The organism is Amycolatopsis sp. A1MSW2902 (genome assembly GCF_017312175.1).
Classification (GTDB): domain Bacteria; phylum Actinomycetota; class Actinomycetes; order Mycobacteriales; family Pseudonocardiaceae; genus Amycolatopsis; species Amycolatopsis nivea.
The window spans coordinates 2,811,223-2,831,910 of sequence record NZ_QJPO01000001.1 but is presented as its reverse complement, the minus strand read 5'-3'; the positions used below and the strand labels follow the sequence as shown (position 1 = coordinate 2,831,910).

The 20,688-nt window shown below is 69.4% G+C and carries 18 protein-coding genes; 11 read left to right on the top strand and 7 right to left on the bottom strand.

The window, feature by feature from the left end:
- Positions 1–2 precede the first annotated feature (2 nt).
- Genes DMP23_RS12965 through DMP23_RS12955 form a run of 3 tightly spaced genes read left to right on the top strand, consistent with a single transcriptional unit; the run spans position 3 to position 3,156 of the window.
- Positions 3–923, top strand: coding sequence for a carbohydrate ABC transporter permease (locus DMP23_RS12965; RefSeq protein ID WP_037818152.1), 921 nt, complete (start codon positions 3–5; stop codon positions 921–923).
- Positions 914–1,768, top strand: coding sequence for a carbohydrate ABC transporter permease (locus tag DMP23_RS12960; protein WP_037818151.1), 855 nt, complete (start codon positions 914–916; stop codon positions 1,766–1,768). Before DMP23_RS12965 ends, DMP23_RS12960 begins: the two co-directional genes overlap by 10 nt.
- Positions 1,769–1,770: 2 nt before the next feature.
- The gene (locus DMP23_RS12955; RefSeq protein WP_134667971.1) at positions 1,771–3,156 is read left to right on the top strand and encodes a beta-N-acetylhexosaminidase; all 1,386 of its coding nucleotides are present in this window, start codon (positions 1,771–1,773) and stop codon (positions 3,154–3,156) included.
- A gap of 72 nt (positions 3,157–3,228) precedes the next feature.
- On the opposite strand, the gene DMP23_RS12950 is transcribed toward DMP23_RS12955, so the two are convergent.
- The 3 genes from DMP23_RS12950 to DMP23_RS12940 form a co-directional block, all read right to left on the bottom strand.
- Entirely contained in the window at positions 3,229–3,996 is a 768-nt protein-coding gene (locus DMP23_RS12950) for an SDR family oxidoreductase (protein ID WP_134667972.1), read from the bottom strand.
- Between the two features lie 97 nt (positions 3,997–4,093).
- Positions 4,094–4,762: a response regulator gene (locus tag DMP23_RS12945; RefSeq protein WP_037818149.1), complete on the bottom strand. Its 669-nt coding sequence runs from the start codon at positions 4,760–4,762 to the stop codon at positions 4,094–4,096.
- Positions 4,759–6,363 (bottom strand): sensor histidine kinase, encoded by a 1,605-nt coding sequence (locus DMP23_RS12940; protein ID WP_167756637.1) that lies wholly within the window; start codon positions 6,361–6,363, stop codon positions 4,759–4,761. Before DMP23_RS12940 ends, DMP23_RS12945 begins: the two co-directional genes overlap by 4 nt.
- Before the next feature lie 163 nt (positions 6,364–6,526).
- Here DMP23_RS12940 and DMP23_RS12935 point away from each other — a divergent pair, with 163 nt between their 5' ends.
- The gene (locus DMP23_RS12935; protein ID WP_337821178.1) at positions 6,527–7,873 is read left to right on the top strand and encodes a cation:dicarboxylate symporter family transporter; all 1,347 of its coding nucleotides are present in this window, start codon (positions 6,527–6,529) and stop codon (positions 7,871–7,873) included.
- Positions 7,874–7,973: 100 nt separating this feature from the next.
- Here the strand turns inward: DMP23_RS12935 and DMP23_RS12930 are convergent, their stop codons facing one another.
- Positions 7,974–8,375 (bottom strand): winged helix-turn-helix transcriptional regulator, encoded by a 402-nt coding sequence (locus DMP23_RS12930; protein ID WP_337821177.1) that lies wholly within the window; start codon positions 8,373–8,375, stop codon positions 7,974–7,976.
- 116 nt (positions 8,376–8,491) lie between these two features.
- Between DMP23_RS12930 and DMP23_RS12925 the strand changes: the two genes are divergently transcribed.
- Positions 8,492–9,928, top strand: coding sequence for an MFS transporter (locus DMP23_RS12925; RefSeq protein ID WP_238605661.1), 1,437 nt, complete (start codon positions 8,492–8,494; stop codon positions 9,926–9,928).
- 28 nt (positions 9,929–9,956) lie between these two features.
- Here DMP23_RS12925 and DMP23_RS12920 read toward each other — a convergent pair whose 3' ends face one another.
- Entirely contained in the window at positions 9,957–10,421 is a 465-nt protein-coding gene (locus DMP23_RS12920; protein ID WP_337821176.1) for an SRPBCC family protein, read from the bottom strand.
- 114 nt (positions 10,422–10,535) lie between these two features.
- On the opposite strand from DMP23_RS12920, the gene DMP23_RS12915 reads away from it, so the two are divergent.
- Positions 10,536–11,174 carry a fibronectin type III domain-containing protein gene (locus DMP23_RS12915; RefSeq protein WP_337821175.1) on the top strand — a complete coding sequence of 213 codons (639 nt, stop codon included), beginning with the start codon at positions 10,536–10,538 and terminating at the stop codon, positions 11,172–11,174.
- Positions 11,175–11,257: 83 nt separating this feature from the next.
- On the opposite strand, the gene uvrA is transcribed toward DMP23_RS12915, so the two are convergent.
- Positions 11,258–14,119 (bottom strand): excinuclease ABC subunit UvrA, encoded by a 2,862-nt coding sequence (gene uvrA / locus DMP23_RS12910; RefSeq protein ID WP_337821174.1) that lies wholly within the window; start codon positions 14,117–14,119, stop codon positions 11,258–11,260.
- Positions 14,120–14,459: 340 nt separating this feature from the next.
- Here uvrA and DMP23_RS12905 point away from each other — a divergent pair, with 340 nt between their 5' ends.
- Positions 14,460–15,176 (top strand): RNase H family protein, encoded by a 717-nt coding sequence (locus tag DMP23_RS12905; protein ID WP_337821173.1) that lies wholly within the window; start codon positions 14,460–14,462, stop codon positions 15,174–15,176.
- Between the two features lie 375 nt (positions 15,177–15,551).
- Here the strand turns inward: DMP23_RS12905 and DMP23_RS12900 are convergent, their stop codons facing one another.
- Positions 15,552–16,382, bottom strand: coding sequence for a YwqG family protein (locus tag DMP23_RS12900; protein ID WP_337821172.1), 831 nt, complete (start codon positions 16,380–16,382; stop codon positions 15,552–15,554).
- Between the two features lie 78 nt (positions 16,383–16,460).
- Here DMP23_RS12900 and DMP23_RS12895 point away from each other — a divergent pair, with 78 nt between their 5' ends.
- The 4 genes from DMP23_RS12895 to DMP23_RS12880 all read left to right on the top strand — a co-directional run bounded on the left by DMP23_RS12895 (position 16,461) and on the right by DMP23_RS12880 (position 20,688).
- Positions 16,461–17,138: an MBL fold metallo-hydrolase gene (locus DMP23_RS12895; protein WP_337821171.1), complete on the top strand. Its 678-nt coding sequence runs from the start codon at positions 16,461–16,463 to the stop codon at positions 17,136–17,138.
- Positions 17,139–17,417: 279 nt separating this feature from the next.
- Positions 17,418–18,008, top strand: coding sequence for a helix-turn-helix domain-containing protein (locus tag DMP23_RS12890; protein ID WP_337821170.1), 591 nt, complete (start codon positions 17,418–17,420; stop codon positions 18,006–18,008).
- On the top strand, positions 18,005–18,667 hold the full coding sequence (locus tag DMP23_RS12885) for a hypothetical protein (protein WP_337821169.1): 663 nt from the start codon (positions 18,005–18,007) through the stop codon (positions 18,665–18,667). The genes DMP23_RS12890 and DMP23_RS12885 overlap by 4 nt, the downstream gene beginning before the upstream one ends.
- Positions 18,664–20,688, top strand: coding sequence for a cell division protein FtsK (locus DMP23_RS12880; protein ID WP_337821168.1), 2,025 nt, complete (start codon positions 18,664–18,666; stop codon positions 20,686–20,688). Before DMP23_RS12885 ends, DMP23_RS12880 begins: the two co-directional genes overlap by 4 nt.

Sequence of the window (20,688 nt, the reverse complement as noted above, 5' to 3'; positions counted from 1 at the left end):
CCGTGGCCGCAGTCCGTTCCGCGACCGTCCGCCGCGACGGCCGCGCGGCTCTTCTCTACCTGCTGCCGGCGGGCATCCTGCTCGCCGCGCTGCTGGTGTACCCGATTTACCAGCTGGTCGTGATCTCGCTCTACGACTACGGCCAGCCGCAGGCGGCGGGTGCGGCCCCGCTGGTGTTCCTCGGCCTCGACAACTACGCCAGCCTGCTGGCCGACGTCCAGTTCTGGACGGTGCTGGCCAAGACGGTCGGGTTCGCCGCGGCCTGCGTGATCGGCAGCCTGGTCGTCGGCACGGCGCTGGCCGTGCTGGCGAGCCGGGTCCGCGCGCTGCCGCGCATGCTGCTGTTCCTGGCGGCGCTCGGCGCGTGGGCGACCCCGGCGATCGCCGGCTCCTACGTCTGGCTGTTCCTCTTCGACACCGATTTCGGCCTGGTCAACGAGGTGCTCTCGGGCATCGGGTTCAGCGGGATGGAGCACCATTCCTGGACGTTCGGCACCTTCGGCACGTTCGGGCTGGTCGCCGCCGAGGTGATCTGGTGCTCGTTCCCGTTCGTGATGGTGACCATGTACGCCGGGATCAGCGGGGTGCCGAAGGAGACGCTGGAGGCCGCCGCGCTCGACGGCGCGTCGGTCTGGCGCACGACGCGGTCGGTGGTCCTGCCCGCGGTGCGGCCGCTGCTGACCATCGCGACCGTGCAGTCGATCATCTGGGACTTCAAGGTGTTCACCCAGATCTACGTGATGACCAACGGAGGCGGCATCGCCGGGCGCAACTTGATCCTGAATGTCTACGCCTACCAGCAGGCGTTCGCCGGGCAGGAGTACGGGCTCGGCTCGGCGATCGGGGTCGTGATGACCTTGCTGCTGCTGTCGATCACCGGGCTGTACGTCCGGTCCCAGCGCCGGAGTGCCGCATGGCTCTGAAAGTGCGCCGCCCCGCGCGGCTCGTCGCCGAAATCGTGACCGTGGTGATCGCCGGGATCGTCGCGTTCCCGCTGTACTGGATGGTGCTCTCGGCGTTCAAACCGGCGGGCGAAATCCAGTCGGCGCATCCGAAACCGTGGACCTTCTCGCCGTCGCTGGACAGTTTCCAGCGCGTGCTCACGGTGTCCGGGTTCGGTCGGTATTTCCTCAACAGCCTCGTGGTCGCGGTCGTCGTGGTGCTGCTGTCCCTGGTGTTCTCGTTCCTTTCCGCGGTGGCGCTCACCCGGTTCCGGTTCCGCGGCCGGGCGGTGCTGCTGGTGATGCTGCTGGTGGCGCAAATGGTGCCGGTGGAAGCGCTGACCATCCCGCTGTTCTTCCTGATGCGCTCGGTCGGCGGCACGGTGCCCGCGTTCGGGCTCAACGAACTGGGCTCGCTCGTCCTGGTGCACCTGGCGTTCAGCCTGCCGTTCGCGATCTGGATGCTGCGCGGGTTCGTCGCCGCGGTGCCCGCCGAACTGGAGGAAGCGGCCACTTTGGACGGTGCGTCGCGGATGCGGTTCACCTGGCAGATCCTGTTCCCGCTCGTCGCGCCCGGGCTCGTCGCGGTGAGCGTGCTCGCGTTCATCCACGCGTGGAACGACTTCCTGTTCGCCAAGACGTTCATCATCTCCAAGACCGAAAACCAGACTCTGCCGCAGGCGATCCTGGTGTTCTTCAAACCGGAGGACACCGACTGGGGCGCCGTGATGGCCTCGTCCACCCTGATGACGATTCCGGTGCTGGTGTTCTTCGTGCTGGTGCAACGGAAACTCATCGGCGGGACCGCCGGGGCCGTGAAGGGATGACCATGTCCGGTTTCGACACTCTCCTCCCCCGCCCGGTGTCCGCGGAAGCGGCGCCCGGCACCTGCCCGTGGCCCGCTCCGGTGGCGGTGCGCACCGCGGAGCTGCCCGCCGAGGGCTACCGGCTGCATATCACGCCGGACGGCGTCACACTCGAAGCGGCCGACTCCGCGGGCGAGTTCTACGGTCGGCAAACCCTGCGCCAGCTGGCCGGTCCGGATGCGTTCCGCGCCGTGTCGATCCACAATGGACCGGTCGAGCTGCCGTGCGGGACGATCACCGATCATCCGCGTTTCGCCTGGCGCGGCTGTCTTTACGACGTGTCCCGGCACTTCCGGACGAAGGCCGAGGTGCTGCGGTTCGTCGATCTGCTCGCCGCGCACAAGATGAACGTGCTGAACCTGCACCTCACCGACGATCAGGGCTGGCGGATCGAGACGCCAGAATTCCCCCGGCTCACGTCGGTCGGCGGCTGGCGGAAGTCGTCGATGGTCGGCCGGCACGACGGTCCGGAACGCGACGGCCGCCCGCACGGCGGCTACTACACTGTGGACGATCTGCGCGAGATCGTCGCGTACGCCGCCGCGCGAGCGATCACCGTGGTGCCCGAAGTGGACATTCCCGGGCACGCCCGGGCCGCCATCACCGCGTACCCGGAACTCGGCCCGGCCAGCGACACCCCTTGGGAGGTCTGGACTTCCTGGGGCATCAGCACGTCGCTGCTGCATCCGTCGGAGTCCACTCTGGACTTCTTCCGCACCGTCTTCGACCACGTGCTGGACATCTTCCCGTCCCCGGTGATCGCGCTCGGCGGGGACGAGGTGCCCGGCGTCACCGAGGCGCACCGCCGGTTCGTCCGGGCGATCGCCGACCACCTCGTCGCGCGCGGCCGCACGCCGATGGGCTGGGACGAGGTCCTCGACGGCGGCGACCTGCCCGCGATGGTGATCGGAGTGTGGCAGGACCGCGAACGCGCCTCGCTGGCGGTGAAGGGCGGGCACGAGGTCGTGCTCTGCCCCGAGGACGGCGTGTACCTCGACCACCGGCAAAGCGACCACCCGGACGAACCGATCCCGGTCGGCTACCTCCAGGATCTCGAACACTTCTACGGTTTCGAGCCCGAATCCGGACCGCACGTGCGCGGCGTCCAGGCGCAGTTGTGGTCCGAACACCTGGACACCGTGCGGCGGACGGACTACGCGGCGTTCCCTCGCTTGTCGGCGTTCGCCGAGGTCGCGTGGAGCAGCGGACCACGCGATTACGCGGAATTCCTGCCCCGGCTGCGCGACCACCATCTGCTGCGGCTGGACGCGCTCGGCGTGGAGTACCGGCCGCTCGACGGCCCGCACCCGTGGCAGACCCGGCCGGACGCGCCGGGCCGGCCCCGCTGATCGCTGCGGCTTTCTATCCCCGCGAAGCGGCGGCTCGGCTTCGGACTTGCCGAAGCCGAGCCGTATAGGTCGTTATACGCCAGCCGGGCCGAGGAACGTGCCGCCGGTCGCGTCGACGACCTGCCCGGTGACCCAGCGCGAGTCCGCCGAGGCCAGGAACGCCACCACGTCCGCGATGTCCGTCGCATCGGCGACCCGCCGGAGCGCGGACGCGCCCGCCATCCCCGCCCGCATCCGCTCGTCGGCGAACATGTGCGCGGTGCGGTCGGTCGGCGTCGGACCGGGGGCGACGCCGTTCACCGTGATCCCCCGCTGGCCGAGTTCCTGCGCCAGGCTGCGGGTGAACACGTCGAGCGCACCCTTCGTCATGCTGTACGCCAGCTCGAACGGCAGCGCGATGCGCGTGTCCGCGGACGAGATGTTGACGATCCGGCCGCCGTCCCGCAGCACCGGCAACAGCTTCTGCACCAAGAAAAACGGTGCTTTCACGTTCACCGCGAACACCCGGTCGAACTCGTCGGACGTCGCCGAGGTGATCGAACCGGCGCCGGTCGCCGCGTTGTTGACCAGGATGTCGAGCGCGACCTCGCCGGTGCGTTCGCGCAGCTCCGCCGAGAGCCGGTCGAGCAGCGTCTCCGCGTCCCCGTCGACGCCCAGCGTCGTCTGCACCGCGAATGCCTGCCCGCCGTTCGCCTCGATCGCCGCGACGGTCTCCTTGGCTGCCCCTTCGTCGCTGCCGTAGTGCACGGCGACCAGCGCGCCGTCGTGCGCCAGCCGCGCCGCGATGGCCCGGCCAATGCCCTTGCTGCCGCCGGTGACCAGTGCGGTCTTCTGCGTCATTTCTTGCTCCCCTTGAGTGGTGTGAACTTCGATGTCCACACTTTCGGGGAGTCCGCTTACCGTGGGCGCACGAAGCGCTGACGGGTCCGGTCAGCGCTCAGCCAGGCTTGAGCCGGTACCAGACCTCCGGCCGTCCGACCTGCCCGTATCGCGGTTCGCGCTGGGCCAATCCGTTGTCCGCCAAGTACTCCAGGTACCGCCGCGCGGTGACCCGGGACGCCCCGATCGCGCTCGCCGCACCGCCGGCGGACAGCCCTTCGCCTGCTCCGGCGAGCGCGTCGGTGATCGCGTCCAGCGTCTCCGCGCTCATGCCTTTAGGCAGCGGCGCGGCCTCGGTGGTGCGCAGCGTGCCGAGCGCGCGGTCGATCTCCGCCTGCCCGGTGACCTCGCCGGACGCCTCGCGGAACGACGCGTAGCGCTCCAGTTTGTCCCGCAACGACGCGAAGGTGAACGGCTTCAGCAGGTACTGCACGACCCCGACCGAGACCGCTGCCTTGACCAGCGCGAGGTCGCGCGCGGAGGTCACCGCGATGACGTCGATCGGCAGCCCGGCCGCGCGCAGCGAACGGCAGACGGCGAGGCCGTGCGTGTCAGGCAGGTAGAAGTCGAGCAGGACCAGGTCGACGGGTTCGCGCTCGCAGAACCGCAGCGCCTCGCCGCCGGAATGCACCACGCCGGCGACGGCGAATCCCGGCAGCCGCTCGACGTACAGCCGGTGCGCCTCGGCCGCCACCGGCTCGTCCTCCACCACCAGCACGCGGATCACGACGACACCTCCTGCCTCGGCAACCGTACGGTGAACACCGCGCCGCCGTCCCGTCCGACGTCGATGGTGCCGCCGTAGCGCCGGACCGCCTGCACGACCAGCGCCAACCCGAGACCGTGCTCGTCCCCCGCCTTGGTCGACCAGCCCCGGCGGAACATCTCCCCCACCGCTTCCTCCGGCACGCCCGGGCCGTTGTCCGCGACGCGCAGCAGCAGACCGTCCTCTTCGGACCGCGCGGTGACCACCACCGCCGGCCGCGTGCCGGATTCCCGCACCACCGCGTCGATTCCGTTGTCGATCAGGTTGCCGAGGATCGTCACCAGGTCCCGTCCGGCCACGCCGGGGCCGAGGTCGTCGATCATCGTGTCCGGCGTGATGGTGAACTCCACGCCGCGTTCGCTCGCCTCCGCGGCCTTGCCGAGCAGCAGCGCGGCCAGCACCGGTTCGGCGACCGCGGTCATCACGCGGTCGGTGAGCTCCTGCGCCAGCGCGAGTTCGGCGGTCGCGAACTCCACGGCGTCCTCGGGACGGCCGAGTTCCACCAGCGACACGACCGTGTGCAGCCGGTTCGCCGCTTCGTGCGCCTGTGACCGCAGCGCTTCGGCGAGGCTGCGCGCGGTGGTCAGCTCGCCGGTGAGGGTCTGGAGTTCGGTGTGGTCGCGCAGGATCACGACGGTGCCTTGCGCGCGTCCGCCCGAGCTGACGAGCGTCGTGCTCACGACCAGCACCCGCGAATCCGTCAGGTGCAGTTCTTCGGTGCGGTTTTCCGGCGCGGTGAACGCCGCCGTCAGCTCAGGCGACAGCCCCAGGTCTGCGAGCGGCTGACCGACCGGGTCGCCGGTCAGCCCGAGCAGGGTGCGGGCGCCGTCGTTGCACAACCCGACCCGGCCGTCGCGGTCCACCAGCAGCACACCCTCGCGAACCGAATGCAGCACCGCCTCGTGGTACTCGAACAGATTGCTCAGCTCCGCGGGCGCGATGCCACGCGTCTGCCGCTTCAGCCGCGCGCTCACCAGCCAGCCCCCGCAGGCGCCCACCAGCAACACCGCCGCCGCGACGCCGAGCAGCGGCCAGACGCGTTCCTGCACCTCGGCCGAGATCGCCGCGATCGTGATGCCCACCGCGACGAGCGCGACCACCCGATGGTTCGCGTCGAACACCGGCACCACCACGCGCACCGACGGGCCGAGCGAACCGGTGTAGGTCTCGGACACGACACCACCCTGCTGGGCCGCTTCGATGTGCCCGAGGAACCGCTGCCCGATCAACGCCGGATTCGGGTGCGTGTAACGGATTCCTTGCGGCGACATGATCGTCACGAAGTCCACGCGCGTGTCCACGAGCACCCGCTGCGCATACGGCTGCAGCGTCGCGGTCGGGTCCGCGGTGGCGGCCGCCCGAGCGACGTCGGGCGCGTCGGCGATCGAACGGGCCACCGCGAGCGACTGCTCCCCGGCCCGGTCGGTCGTCGTGCGCCGGGCGTCGAGATAGGCGATAGTGATGCCGCCGGAGACGAGCACGAGCAGGATCGCCAGCTGCAGCACCAGCAGCTGGCGGGCCAGGCTCCAGCGGCTCGTCCGGATCCGAGGTGTCGGGGGCACCCGCTCATACCAGCACACGCACGGGTCCGGCAGCACTCCGGTGCCGCTGCCGGGAAGTCCACACCGGACAGACCCGCCGCGAACTCAATGAACACAACGGTGACGCCGGTCATATCCGCCCCGCATAGTGACCCGCGTTCCCCCCACCGAGCTGGAGGCAACGGTGCCGACACCGACCCCCGAAGCGAGCGCGCCCAAGCGCGACCGCACGCGTTACCTGTACCTCGCCGTGATCGCCGCCGTCGCGGCAGGCGTAGCGGTCGGGCTGCTCTGGCCGTCCGCCGGCAAGAGCCTCGCCCCGCTGGGCACCGGCTTCGTCAACCTGATCAAGATGATGATCTCGCCGATCATCTTCTGCACCATCGTGCTGGGCATCGGCTCGGTCGCGAAGGCGGCGAAGGTCGGCAAGGTCGGCGTCACCGCGCTGGTCTACTTCATCGTGATGTCGACGTTCGCGCTCGCGATCGGGCTCGTCGTCGGCAACCTGCTGCACCCGGGCAGCGGCCTGCACCTCAACCCGGCCGACGTGTCGAAGGTGCACCAGCAGGCCGACGGCGGCGAGGGCACCACCGACTTCCTGCTCGGGATCATCCCGAAGACCTTCGTGTCCGCGTTCACCGAGGGCGAGGTGCTGCAGACGCTGCTCGTGGCGCTGCTCGCCGGGTTCGCGCTGCAGAAGCTCGGCAAGCGCGGCGAGCCGATCCTGCGCGGCATCGAGCACATCCAGCGGCTCGTGTTCCGCGTGCTCGCGATGATCATGTGGGCCGCCCCGGTGGGCGCGTTCGGCGCGATCGCCGCGGTGGTCGGCGCGACCGGCTGGGGCGCGCTGCGCAGCCTGCTGGTGATCATGCTCGGCTTCTACCTGACGTGCCTGGTGTTCGTGTTCGGCGTCCTCGGCGCGGTGCTGTGGCTCGGCGCGCGGGTCAACATCTTCAGCCTGCTGCGCTATCTCGGCCGCGAATTCCTGCTGATCCTGTCGACGTCCTCTTCGGAATCCGCGCTGCCGCGGCTGATCGCGAAGATGGAGCACCTCGGCGTCAGCAAGCCGGTCGTCGGCATCACGGTGCCGACCGGGTACTCGTTCAACCTCGACGGCACCGCGATCTACCTGACGATGGCGACGCTGTTCATCGCCACCGCACAGGACCAGCCGCTGGCACTCGGCGAGCAGATCACGTTGCTGCTGTTCATGATCATCGCGTCGAAGGGCGCGGCGGGCGTGAGCGGCGCCGGCATCGCGACCCTGGCCAGCGGCCTGCAGTCGCACCGCCCGGAACTCGTCGACGGAGTCGGCTTCATCCTCGGCATCGACCGGTTCATGTCCGAGGCGCGAGCGCTGACCAACTTCGCGGGCAACGCGGTCGCGACCGTCCTCATCGGATCGTGGATGAAGGAATTCGACCGCGACCGCTCGCGCCAGGTCTTCGCCGGACAGGCCCCGTTCGACGAAGCGACCCTGCTCGACGACAAACCGGCCGAGCCCGCTCAGCCCGTCCCGGCGAACGCCTGAGACCCAGTCCGCGCCCGGGTCCCTTCCCCCCGGGCGCGGACTGTTACGGCGCCGCGACCGTGCACGTCCCCCGTGCGCACGGCCGCGGCGCCTTTCCAGTTCAGCAAGCGGTGCGGCCGTCGTACCCCTGCCGCGAAACCGCGATCGCCTCGCGGTGCCGTTCCGCCCAGTCGACCAAACCGGACAGCGAGTCGTACAGCTCGCGCGCCACCTCGGTCGCCTCGTATTCGACGCGCGGCGGGACCGTCGGGTAGACCGTGCGGGTCAGCAGGCCGTCGCGTTCCAGGTTCCGCAGGGTGAGCGTGAGCATGCGGCGGCTGATCCCCTGCACCGAGCGTTCGAGTTCGGTGAACCGCACCGGACCGCGCGTCGCCTCCAGCAGGATGCCGATCACCCATTTCCCGCTGATCCGGTTCACGACCTCCATCACCGTGCACACCGCGAATTTCGCCGGGTCGAAGTCCGTGGCCTCGTCGGTCACAGCGATGTTCCCCTGGGACATGAAAGTGCCTCCTTCCGCAGTGCTCCATGGTCACACATGATGAGCACTGTAACAAGAGATGCCCTGGATACGACCAGCGGAAACTCTCCCCTGTGCCGGTTATGGAGGACTTTGTCATGCCCGAAACCGCTCGGCATCGCGGCGCGGCGCTCGCCGTGCTGTCCGCCGCCTCGCTGATGGTGGTGCTCGACAGCTCGATCGTCGCGGTGGCCCTGCCGGTGATCCAGACCGACCTGGGCTTCAGCGCGCCCGGGCTGGCCTGGGTGGTCAACGCCTACCTCGTCGCGTTCGGCGGCCTGCTCCTGCTGTCCGGCCGCCTCGGCGACCTGGTCGGCCGGCGGCGGGTGTTCCTCGCCGGCATCGTCGTCTTCACCGCCGCTTCGCTGGCGGCCGGCCTTTCGCCGAACGCGACCACGCTGGTGGTCGCGCGATTTGTCCAGGGCGTCGGCGGCGCGCTGGCGTCCGCGGTTGTGCTGGGAATGATCGTGACGCTCTATCCCGAGCCGCGCGCCCGCGTCCGCGCGCTCGGCGTTTACAGCTTCACCCAAGCCGCGGGCGCGTCGATCGGCATGGTCGCGGGCGGCGCGCTCACGCAGGGTCTCGACTGGCACTGGACCTTCTACATCAACCTGCCCATCGGTATCGCCGCGCTTGTCCTGACTCCGCTGGTCGTCGCCTCCGACCGCGGTCTCGGCCTGCGCACCGGCATCGACGTCCTGGGCGCGCTGCTGGTCACCGCCGGGGTGATGTTGCTGGTGCTGGGCATCGTGCAGGCAGGCGACGCCGGGTGGACGTTCCTGACCATCCTGACTCTCGCGGCCGCGGTCGCCCTGCTCCTGCTGTTCCTGCTGCGCCAGGCCCGGACGCGGACTCCGTTGCTGCCCTTGCGGTTGCTCCGGGTGCGCGCGATCAGCGGGGCCAACCTGACCATGGTCGTGATGGTCGCCGGATTCCTGGGATTCCAGTTCGTCACCGCGCTGTACCTGCAGCAGGTGCTCGGTTTCGACGCACTCACCACGGGTTTCGCCTTCGTCCCGACGCCGGTCATGATCGCCGCGTTCTCGCTCGGCCTGGCCGACTGGCTGAACAGCCGCTTCTCCCCGCGCGCGGTCCTGGTCGCCGGTCTGCTGACGACGTCGGTCGCGTTCCTTTACCTGACCCAGGTCCAGACGGCTGGCGGCTACGCCTCGCACGTGCTGCCATCGCTGATCCTGATGGGCGCCGGGGCGGGAATGGCGATCCCGGCGCTGATGGGCTTGGCGATGTCCGCCGCGACCCCCGACGACTCCGGCGTGACTTCGGGGTTGATCACCACGACCCAGCAGGTCGGCGGCGCGCTGGGAACCGCCGTGCTCGCCACCGCCGCCGCGACCCGCACGGCCGAGGTGCTGAGCGGAGGCGCTTCGGAGAAGGAGGCGCTGGCGTCGGGATTCCGGGTGGCTTTCGGCTTCAGCGCCGGGTTGACCGCTCTCGCCGCGATCCTCGCTGCGGTGCTCCTGGGCCGCCGAGCGGTCGAGGCTCCGGCCGCCGCTCCCGAACCGGTCGCCAGCTAGGCCGCTCGTTCTGGCCGGTTATCTCGACTCATCTCGACGCCGCGAGGTAACCGGCCAGCCCGTGGTGCCCGCGCCGCATCATCCACGCGTGGTTGGCGCGGAAGAACGGCCGGGCGATGACGTCCAGCCTGCGCAGCAACGGTTTCCGCACCTGAACGTGCTGCGTGATCTCCAGCCGGGAACCCCCGCCGTCGGCGTGGATCGCCCCGGCGAGCAGCCCGTCGAGGTCCCCGCTCAACCGGACGCGCACCCGCAGCCCCGCCGCGTCCTGCTGCTCCCGGTGCATCGCGACGACGATCCGGTACGGCAGCCGGGACCGGCAGACGACCTGAGCGGTGTCGTCGTCGACCTGGCGCACCGACTGGACATCCGGCCACCACCGCGGATACGACTCGAGGTCGACGATCGCGTCGAACACCCGCCTCGGGAGAGTCGGCAGCCACCAGTCGCTCCGGAACGTGTACTCGGCGTCCCTCTTCTTTTCGAGGACCACAGCCCGCCCCTCTCTCCCGATCAGCGGAACGCGTGCTTGTCGATCTTGACCGCCGTTTCCTAGGCTGGCCATTCGTTGGGTACGCCGCCGCCTGAACCATCGAGGAGGCTTGCCGTGCCGACCGCCGCTCGAACCGCCCTGGCCGCACTGGCCGCGCTGCTGACCGCGACGCTAGTCGGCTGCGGCACCGCTTCGCCGCCGCCGGCCGCCCCCGCCTTCACCGCGACTCTCACCTCGCCCACGAACGTCGTGCTGCACTGGCCTGCCGACCCGGCCGCGGCGGGCTACCTCCTCGAATACGCCAACGCCGCTGACGGACCGTGGACCGCGCTGCAGTACCTCCCGCCCGGCCAGACCTCGTATACCCATCCGAACCTGATCCCGGAAACGCCGTTCTACTACCGAATCCGGTCCTTCGCCGGTCCGGTGTCGGCGACCGTCACGGCGGGCAACGCTGCCCCGCCCGGCGCCGCCGCCCAGCAGTCCGCCCCGGCCGACCTCGCCGCGACCCCGGCCGCAGACCAGAACCTGCACTTCACCTGGACCGACCGATCGACCGACGAAGCCGGTTTCCTCCTGGAGATCCGCCGCCCGGGCACGCCGGACTTCGTCCCGGTCGAAGTGACCGATCCCAACGCGACCCAATGCGCGCTGTCGCTCCTGCCCGGCGAACAAGGCTCGGCCTTCCGCCTCCGCGCACTGTCCTACGGCCCGCTCTCCCCCGTCGTCGAGCGCACGACCGGAAAGGACTGACCCGTCCGCCAGACAGCGAAGAGCCGCCCGGCCCTGGGACCGGACGGCTCTTCGCGGCTCGGATCAGAGCGGCTGGATGCGGATCAGGCCGGGTTCAGCACCTGCGCGAGGAACTCGCCGGTGTAGCTCCCCTCGGTGGCCGCGACCTGCTCGGGCGTGCCCTCGGCGATCACCGTGCCGCCGCCGGAGCCGCCTTCCGGGCCCATGTCCACGATCCAGTCGGACGTCTTGATCACGTCGAGGTTGTGCTCGATCACGATCACCGTGTTGCCCTTGTCCACCAGCCCGTTGATCACGCCGATCAGCTTGCTGATGTCCTCGAAGTGCAGGCCGGTGGTCGGCTCGTCGAGGATGTAGACGGTCTTGCCGGTGGAGCGCTTCTGCAGTTCGCTCGCCAGCTTGACGCGCTGCGCCTCGCCGCCGGACAGCGTCGGCGCCGGCTGGCCGAGGCGGACGTAGCCGAGACCGACGTCGACCAGGGTCTGCAGGTGCCGGTGGATCGCCTTGATCGGCTCGAAGAACTCGGCCGCCTCCTCGATCGGCATGTCCAGCACGTCGGACACCGTCTTGCCCTTGTAGTGCACCTCGAGCGTTTCCCGGTTGTACCGGGCGCCCTTGCACACCTCGCACGGGACGTAGACGTCCGGCAGGAAGTTCATCTCGATCTTGATCGTGCCGTCGCCCGCGCACGCCTCGCAGCGGCCGCCCTTGACGTTGAACGAGAACCGGCCCTGCTGGTACCCGCGGACCTTCGCCTCGGTGGTGGCCGCGAACAGCTTGCGCACGTGGTCCCACACGCCGGTGTAGGTGGCCGCGTTGGAACGCGGCGTGCGGCCGATCGGCGACTGGTCGACGCGCACCAGCTTGTCGACGTTGGCGAGCCCGTTGACCCGGGTGTGCCTGCCGGGGACCTGGCGCGCGCCGTTGAGCTTGTTCGCCAGCACCTGCGCGAGGATGTCGTTGACCAGCGTCGACTTGCCGGACCCGGACACGCCGGTGATCGACACGAGGCAGCCGAGCGGGAACGACACGTCGATGCCGCGCAGGTTGTGCTCGCGCGCGCCCACCACGGTGAGCTGCCGCTTCTTGTCGACCGGCCGCCGGATCGCCGGGATCTCGATCTGCCGCCGCCCGGACAGGTACGCGCCGGTGATCGATTCCTTGTTCTTCAGGATCTTCTTGTACGGGCCGCTGTGCACGATGTGCCCGCCGTGCTCGCCCGCGCCCGGGCCGATGTCGACCACCCAGTCGCTGGCCCGGATGGTGTCCTCGTCGTGCTCGACCACGATCAGCGTGTTGCCGAGGTTGCGCAGCCGGGTCAGCGTCTCGATGAGCCGGTGGTTGTCGCGCTGGTGCAGGCCGATCGACGGCTCGTCCAGCACGTACAGCACGCCCACCAGTCCGGAGCCGATCTGCGTCGCCAGCCGGATGCGCTGCGCCTCGCCGCCGGACAGCGTGCCGGACGCGCGGTCGAGCGACAGGTAGGTGAGGCCGACGTCGAGCAGGAAGCGCAGCCGCGCCTGGATTTCCTTGAGCACCGCGCCCGCGATCATCGCCTCGCGCGGGCCGAGCACCAGTTCGTCGAGGAATTCCGACGCCTCCGCGATGGACAGCGCGCAGACCTCGGCGATCGACCGGTCGCCCTGCGTCGCGTGCTCCAGCGTGACCGCGAGGATCTCCGGCTTGAGCCGCGTGCCCTGACACGCCGGGCACGGCACCTCGCGCATGTAGCCCTCGTACCGCTCGCGCATGTACTCCGAGTCGGTCTGCTCGAGGCGCCGCTCCAGGAACGGGATGACGCCCTCGAAGGCCGCGTAGTACGAGCGCTGCCTGCCGTACCGGTTGCGGTAGCGGACGTGCACCTGCTCGTCGACGCCGTGCAGCACTGCCTTCTGCACCCGGGCGGGCAGCCGCCGCCACGGCGTGTCCATGCGGAACCCGACCGCTTCCGACAGCGATTCCAGCAGCCGCAGGAAGTAGTCGGCGCTCTGCCCGCCCGCCCACGGCGCGATGGCGCCTTCGGCGAGGGACAGTTCGTCGTCCGGCACCACCAGTTCCGGGTCGACCTCCTTGCGGATGCCGATGCCGGTGCACTCGGGGCACGCGCCGTAAGGCGAGTTGAACGAGAACGACCGGGGTTCGAGGTCCTCGATCGCCAGCGGGTGGCCGTTGGGGCAGGCCAGGTTCTCGGAGAAGCCGCGCACGCGGTGCGGGTCGTTCTCGTCGAGGTCGACGAATTCCAGCTCGACCAGGCCGTCGGCCAGCCGCAGCGCCGTTTCCACCGAGTCGGTGAGCCGCTGCCGCGCGCTGGTCTTGACCGCGAGCCGGTCGATCACCACGCCGATCTGGTGCTTTTCCTGCTTCTTCAGCTTCGGCGGGTCGGTGAGCGGGTGCACCGTGCCGTCGACCACCACGCGCGCGTAGCCCTGCTGCTGCAGGTTCTGGAACAGGTCGAGGTACTCGCCCTTGCGCCCGCGCACGACCGGCGCGAGCACATGGAACCGGGTGCCCTCGGTCATTTCCAGCACCTGGTCGACGATCTGCTGCGGCGTCTGCTTGCTGATCGCCTCGCCGCACTTGGGGCAGTGCGCCTTGCCGGCGCGGGCGTAGAGCAGCCGCAGGTAGTCGTAGACCTCGGTGATGGTGCCGACGGTCGACCGCGGGTTGCGCGAGGTCGACTTCTGGTCGATCGACACCGCGGGCGAGAGGCCCTCGATGAAGTCGACGTCCGGCTTGTCCATCTGGCCGAGGAACTGCCGCGCGTACGCCGACAGCGACTCCACGTACCGCCGCTGCCCCTCGGCGAAGATCGTGTCGAAGGCCAGGCTCGACTTGCCCGACCCGGACAGGCCGGTGAACACGATCATGCTGTCGCGGGGCAGATCGAGATCCACGCCGCGGAGGTTGTGCTCGCGCGCTCCGCGAACAACGAGGCGATCAGCCACGCCTTCGTCCCTTCCATCGTTCTGCTCGGTGGCCCGCCGGGAGATCCGGTGCCGACGGACGTGCCCAGGGTAGGGACGACCACCGACAAAAACCGGACCGCACGTGTTCTGCCTGGGGTTTTCCGCTCTCCGGGGGCCGGGGGAAGCGGCCCGCGGCGGGGTCGCCGGACGCTGTCGGAGGCCCCGCGCGGCAGAGCGGATGCGCGGGCTGGCCCGGTTCCACGATACAGGTCGGCGAAGTGCGTCCGGCCCGGGTGCACGGGCCCCGGGAACCGGCGCGGGGCAGCGCCTTCGGGCGGGTTTCGCGAAAAGTGTCGCCCCCTGCCGATACGTTCGGGGCGTGGCGAGCGAAGAAGCCGGAGCAGTGCGGATCTACGCGGCGGGGAAAGGCGGCGACACCTCGGGACCGGGCGGCTGGTCCGCCCTGCTGGCCTACGGCGACCATCGGAAAACCCTCACCGGCGGGGCGGCGGACACGACCGCGGGCCGGATGGCGCTGACGGCTGCGGTGGAAGCACTCGAAAGCCTGAAAAGGCCGGTCCGCGTGCACCTGTACAGCGACAGTGAGTATCTCCGCACCGCGCTGGACGGTCGTGATTCGGATGACCTCCTCCCCCGCCTCCGCACCTGCGCTGCCCAGCACAAGATCACCTGGCGGGCGGCGGAGGACCCGGCCGCCCGCACCCAGCTAGCCGAACTGTCCGACCTCGCGACGGCGGCCCGCCCCACCGGACGCCCGCCCGCACTGCCGGAGGACGACGAGTGCCGGCACGGCATGACGAAGGCCTACTGCGCCGACTGCCGCCAGCTCGACGCGGGAGTGCTGCCGACCGGCTACCACACGGCGGGCGGCCACGCCTACCACAACGACGCCGACTGTTACTGGCTGCGCAGGGGCCAGCAGCGGCAGGAGCGGATGGGCCGCGACACCCACGAGATCGTGCGGATCGCCTGGGCTTCGGTGATCCCTGGGGAACTCGCCCCGTGCGAGCACTGCTGCACGACGGAATGGCTGGAACTCAATCGGCGCAGGTCAGGGCTTAGCCGGTTTGCATGACGCCCGGACCCGGTCGAACCGGCCTTCGGCGAGGTCGTCCGCAACGCCCCGGCCCCGACGATCCCGAACCACGCCACACCGCTGCACAACGGCCGACACAGCACCTACGCAGACGACCACTCTGCACGACGCCGGACCCGGTCACACCGGCCTTCGGCGACGTCCGCAACGCCTCAGCCCCAGCGATCCCGCACCACTCCAGCCCCGCAATCGCCGACACCACACCAACGCAGATGAGGGCTCACCCGCCCTGCACAACGCACCGCACCCGGTCGAACCAGCCAGCGACGACACCGTGCGCAACGCCTCAGCTCCAGCGATCCCGCACCACGTCAGCCACGCAATCGCCGACGCGACACCAACGCAGGTAAGGGCTCACCCACTCTGCATAACGCACCGCACCCGGTCGAACCGTCCCTCGGCGAGGTCGTCCTCGCGGATCAGCCAGTACAGAACGCCGACGTCGCCCCACGTGAGGCCCGCGTCGCCGTCGCTGTCGATCTGCGCGAGCAGGACCCAGCGCAGCGCCTCGTCGGCGAGAGCGGATTCCGCCGCGTCCTCCGGCAAGACCGCCGCGGCGACCTCGTCCTCCGGCGGCCCCTGGACCGGCCAGGAGCAGCCGCCGATCTGGTGATACGGCGCGGCTGAGGACTCGCGAAGCAGGTCGAAGAACTCCTCGGACCAGTTGTCCGGGTCGGAGAGCGGCAGTCCGTCGCGGGCGAGCGTGCGGCGCAGCACCTCCTGCTGGGAGTTCGGGAAGGTGCCGACGATTTCCCCGGACACCTCGAGCCGCGGGTAAACCTCGACTCCCTCCGGCGCGGCCCGTTCCGCGGTCTCGGCGCCGGCCGGGACGACCACGACCCCGCCGAGAGAAGTCAGATCGACCGGCCCCTCGGCCTCGAACCAGTCGTCGCAGTAGAAGAACAGCAACGAACCCGACGCGGGCAACTCGATCCCGCCAGGCACCCGAGGCAGCGCAGCGCAGTCCACGGAGGCGACGAAGTTCATCGGCAGCTCGCCCCGCCAGACGGGCCACTCCACGTCCGCGGGCAGCGCGGGGTTCCCGCCGAGACACCCGACGCGCGCCCCGTTCCCGCCGGTACTCAGCCGCACCGCGGGCCGGAAGACGGTTTCCCAGGCCTCGGCCACGTCCGGCGGAAGGTTCTCGCGCGCCAGCTTGGCGAGCGGGTCGATCCAAGAGGTCATAGGGAGATCTTGACAGCAGGCACCGACAAAAACGGCCGCGTGGCCACCGCACGGGTGCTCCGGCTACGGTGGGACCTCGTGAACATCGCCGACACGTACACCGGACACGTCGAACCGGGCGGCGACGCCGCGCGCCGGACGCTGGACGGGCTCACCATCACCAAGCTCTCCGTTGGCCCGATGGACAACAACGCGTACCTGCTCGTGTGCCGCGAGGAGAACGAAGCGCTGCTGATCGACGCGGCCAACGACCCGGAACGCATCTCGGACCTGATCGGCCACGGCCCGGACCGCCCCGCGCTGCGCACCGTCGTCACGACCCACCAGCACCCCGACCACTGGCAGGCACTGGGCGCGGTAGCCGGAGCGAACGGCGCGAACACCGCGGCGCACCCGCTGGACGCGGAACCGCTGCCGGTCCCCCCGGATTTCCTGGTCGAACACGGAGACACCCTGAAGGTCGGCACGGTGACGCTGGAGGTGATCCACCTGCGCGGCCACACGCCGGGTTCGATCGCGCTGCTGTACCGGGATCCGTCCGGCCACGCGCACTTGTTCACCGGGGATTCGCTGTTCCCAGGCGGTCCTGGGCGGACAACAAATCCCGAGGACTTCAGCAGCCTGATGGACGACCTGGAGTCAAGGATATTCGGTGTGTTGCCGGATGACACGTGGATTTACCCCGGTCACGGGGATGACACCACACTTGGCGCTGAGCGTCCGAAGCTCGGAGAGTGGCGCGAGCGCGGCTGGTGAGTTTCACCCGATCGGGGCTGCCTGTGAACTATCAGGCGGCCCCGATCGCTGTTAGCGGCAGCGACCCGGGGCCTTGACGGACCGGAGATCCGCCATGGCACTAGATCCTTGCAGCACCAACGACTTCTCGGCAGTGCACCTCACCTATTCGGAGCCGCACGGTTGGACGTCCCCGCCGCAGTGCGTGGAATCCCGTGAGGCAGCCGAAAGACTCCGCGACGCCACCAATTTCCTCTCCGGACAGAGCGCTACTCAGCGTCGGACCTGGAACATCACCCCGTGCACCTGTGGCGGTGCGCTCTGAGCATCGAAGCCATCGCCTGGGCGCTGAACACAGCACCCATTCCCCGCGACCGCAGAGACGCTTCGTCCCTGGCGATCGTCCTGGTCGGGCTGGCCAACCACGCCGGGCCTGACGGGTGCAACGCGTTCCCGTCGGTCAGCACTTTGAGCGGCTACGCCCGGCTGTCCGAGCGATCGGTGCAGTACGCGCTGCGGTCGCTCGAAGAGTTGAACCTCATCCGCCCATCCGATCCCGACATCGTCGCGGCCTACGTCAAGCGAGCCGATCGACGGCCGAAGGGCTGGGATCTCGCTATCCCGAACGAGGTGCAGACAGTGCGCCCCGGTCAGGCCCACGGGGTGCAGACTCGACGCGGCGGGGTGCAAACGGCGACCCGACGGGGTGCAGAGCTTGCACCCGAACCTTCCCTTAACCGTCCAGAGAACCGTTCCGGCGCTTCGCCTGTTTGCGGTCAGTGCGACGGCCGCCCGGCCGATCCGGTCTCGGCTCGCGTCATCTGGCTCGACGCCGACCGCACGCAGTCCACTCCGTGCCCCCGCTGCCATCCGGCAGGTGGTCGCCGATGAACACCGAAATTCTCGACAAGGTCAGCCAAGCCGTCACCGATGCCCGGCTCGCCGGAAAGCCCGCACCCGGCCGCCCGACCTTGGTCAAGCTGACCGGCGCGACCGACTACCAAGTCCGGAAAGCTCTGGCAGCGCTGACTCAGGCCGAATCGACGCCTGATGAACCAGCCGCAGACGTCGAAGGACCTGAGCCAGACAGCTCGCTGCCTCCTGGACGACTGCCGAGGCCGTGGCCTTTGGCCTTCATCGGCCTGGCCGCGGCCGTCGCGATCTGGGGAGGCTGGGTGCGGCTCGGCGAACTGACCGGCTTCGGGCCGATCAACCTCTTGCCCGGCCTTGGCAGCGGCTTCACCTTCAACACCGCCTTGGTCCTCCCCCTGTCCGTCGAGTTCTACTCGGCGTACGCGCTCCGGGTTCTTCTCGCATCGGACAGGCTGACCGAGCACACTCGGCACTTCGCACGGCGGTCGTTCATCGCCAGCCTGGCGGTGGGTGGTGGTGCTCAGGTCGCCAGCCACATCATGGTGGCGGCCAAGGTCATCAGCGCGCCGTGGCCGGTGACCACGATCGTGGCCTGCGTGCCGCTCCTCGTGATCGGGTTGGCGACCGGCCTGGCGACACTGGTGAAACGAGACGCGAGCGCTGGTGATCGCCGATGACCAGCGAGTTGATTCAGGGCACCGGACCGGTCGTGGACGCCGAACTGCTAACGGATGACGAATACCTGGCGGCCAAGCGGCAGCGGTTGGCAGAGGCCCGTCCTGTCGTCCCTACCTGGCTGTCGAACCGAGAACAGCGCATCAACGCGGCGACCTGGGCGGTCCAGTTCGCCTGGCACCGGATCCGTTTCCACTCACTCCGAGCACCGGTATACGTTCTGCGCCTCGCAACGGCTTCACCGCGTGGAGCCGCTCGGGCGCTGACGAACTGGGGCCGGTGGGCATTCGATGCGGAAAGCCGTCCACTGCGCACCGCGAGTTTGCAGGCGCTCGACGCCGACACATACCTGCGCTTGTGCGGCCAACGACATGAGCGAGTGCGTCTCCGGCTCCTGCTGTCCGCTGTCGGTGCGATGGCGGGTGGCGGCGGCCTGGCGGTCATGGACACGCTGTGGCGGACAGGCTGGCTTCTGATCGCGCCAACCGCCGTCCTCGGGCTCGGGCTCCTCGGCCGCCGGGCGGACAACCCAATCGCCACGGCAGCCGTCCTCAGCCAGGAAACCACCAGGCTGACGCCAGATGTGGTGATGCGCGCCTTCGCTGCCGCCGGGCTGGCGAAGGAGACTAACCAGATCAGCTTCGCGCAGCCGATTCAACGGGACGGCCGCGGCTGGCTGGCGATCGTCGATCTGCCGTTCGGCAAGACGTTCATCCAGGCAGCCAGCAAGCGGGAAGCGCTGGCGTCGGGCTTGAACGTCAACGCCGTGACGGTCTTCCTGGACCCGGATGTCGTGAGCGCACGCCGGGTACGGCTGTGGGTGTCCGACATCGATGTCTTCGCCCAGAAGCCGGTCGTCTCGCCGCTAGAGAAGGCCGAGCGATTCGACTTCTGGCAGCCCATCCCGTTCGGAGTGGATGCACGCGACAGGCTGGTGACCTTGCCTCTGATCTGGTCGTCTTTGCTCGTCGGCGCGATTCCACGGATGGGCAAGACGTTCTCGGCGCGGATTCCCGCAGCGGCTGCCGCGCTGGACCCACACGTCCGGCTGTACATCTTCAACGGCAAGGGAGATGCCGCATGGAGGCCGTTCGAGCGGATTGCGCACGTGTACGGATCCGGGGTCCGAGACGAAGTGGTCGGACTCTTGGTCTCCAGCCTGCGCGAGTTGGTGGCCGACATGAACGCTCGATTCGAGCGGATGGCGGCTTTGCCGACCGACGTCTGCCCGGACGCGAAGCTGACGCCGGCGTTGGCACGCAATCGACGGCTGAACATGCCCTTGACCATGCTGGCGATGGACGAAGTCCAGCGGTACCTCGAACACCCGGAGCATGGCGACGAGATCCTGGCCCTGTTGACCGACCTGGCGAAAGTCGGCCCGGCCGCCGGAATCATGCTCGTGCTCGCCACCCAGAAGCCGGACAGCAAGGTCATCCCGGACTCGCTCCGCGGCCAGCTCGGCACTCGCTTCGCCATGCGGGTGATGACTTGGCAGGCATCCGAGACGATCTTGGGTGCGGGCACGTACGCAGCGGGCATGGACGCCTCGAAGTTCCTCTCACGGCACAAGGGCGTCGGCATCCTGCTCGGTGCGGACGACGGCGATCTGGCTGAGCGCGGAGGCCAAACCGTCCGAACTCACCTGCTCGGTGGCGAAGCGCTCGACGCGGTTTGCGCCCGAGGCAGGGCACTTCGCGAAGCCGAGAAGACCTTGACCGGTATGGCTTCCGGAGAGGTGCCTGTAACCAACGCGCCGGTTCGCGTGCTCGATGACCTGGCCTCAGTCTTCGGTCCCGGCGAGGACAAGGCATGGTCAGACACGCTGTTGACCAGGCTCGCGGAGCGCAACCCAAGCGCATACGACGGCTGGTCCCCTTCTCAGCTCGCGGTAGCTCTGAAGCCATACGGCGTGGCGCCCTCACAGGTCTGGGCGACCAACGAGGACGGCAAGAGCGCGAACAAGCGCGGGTACCTTCGAGCTGCGATATTCGAAGCGCTAGCGGCCAGGGTCAATCGTTGA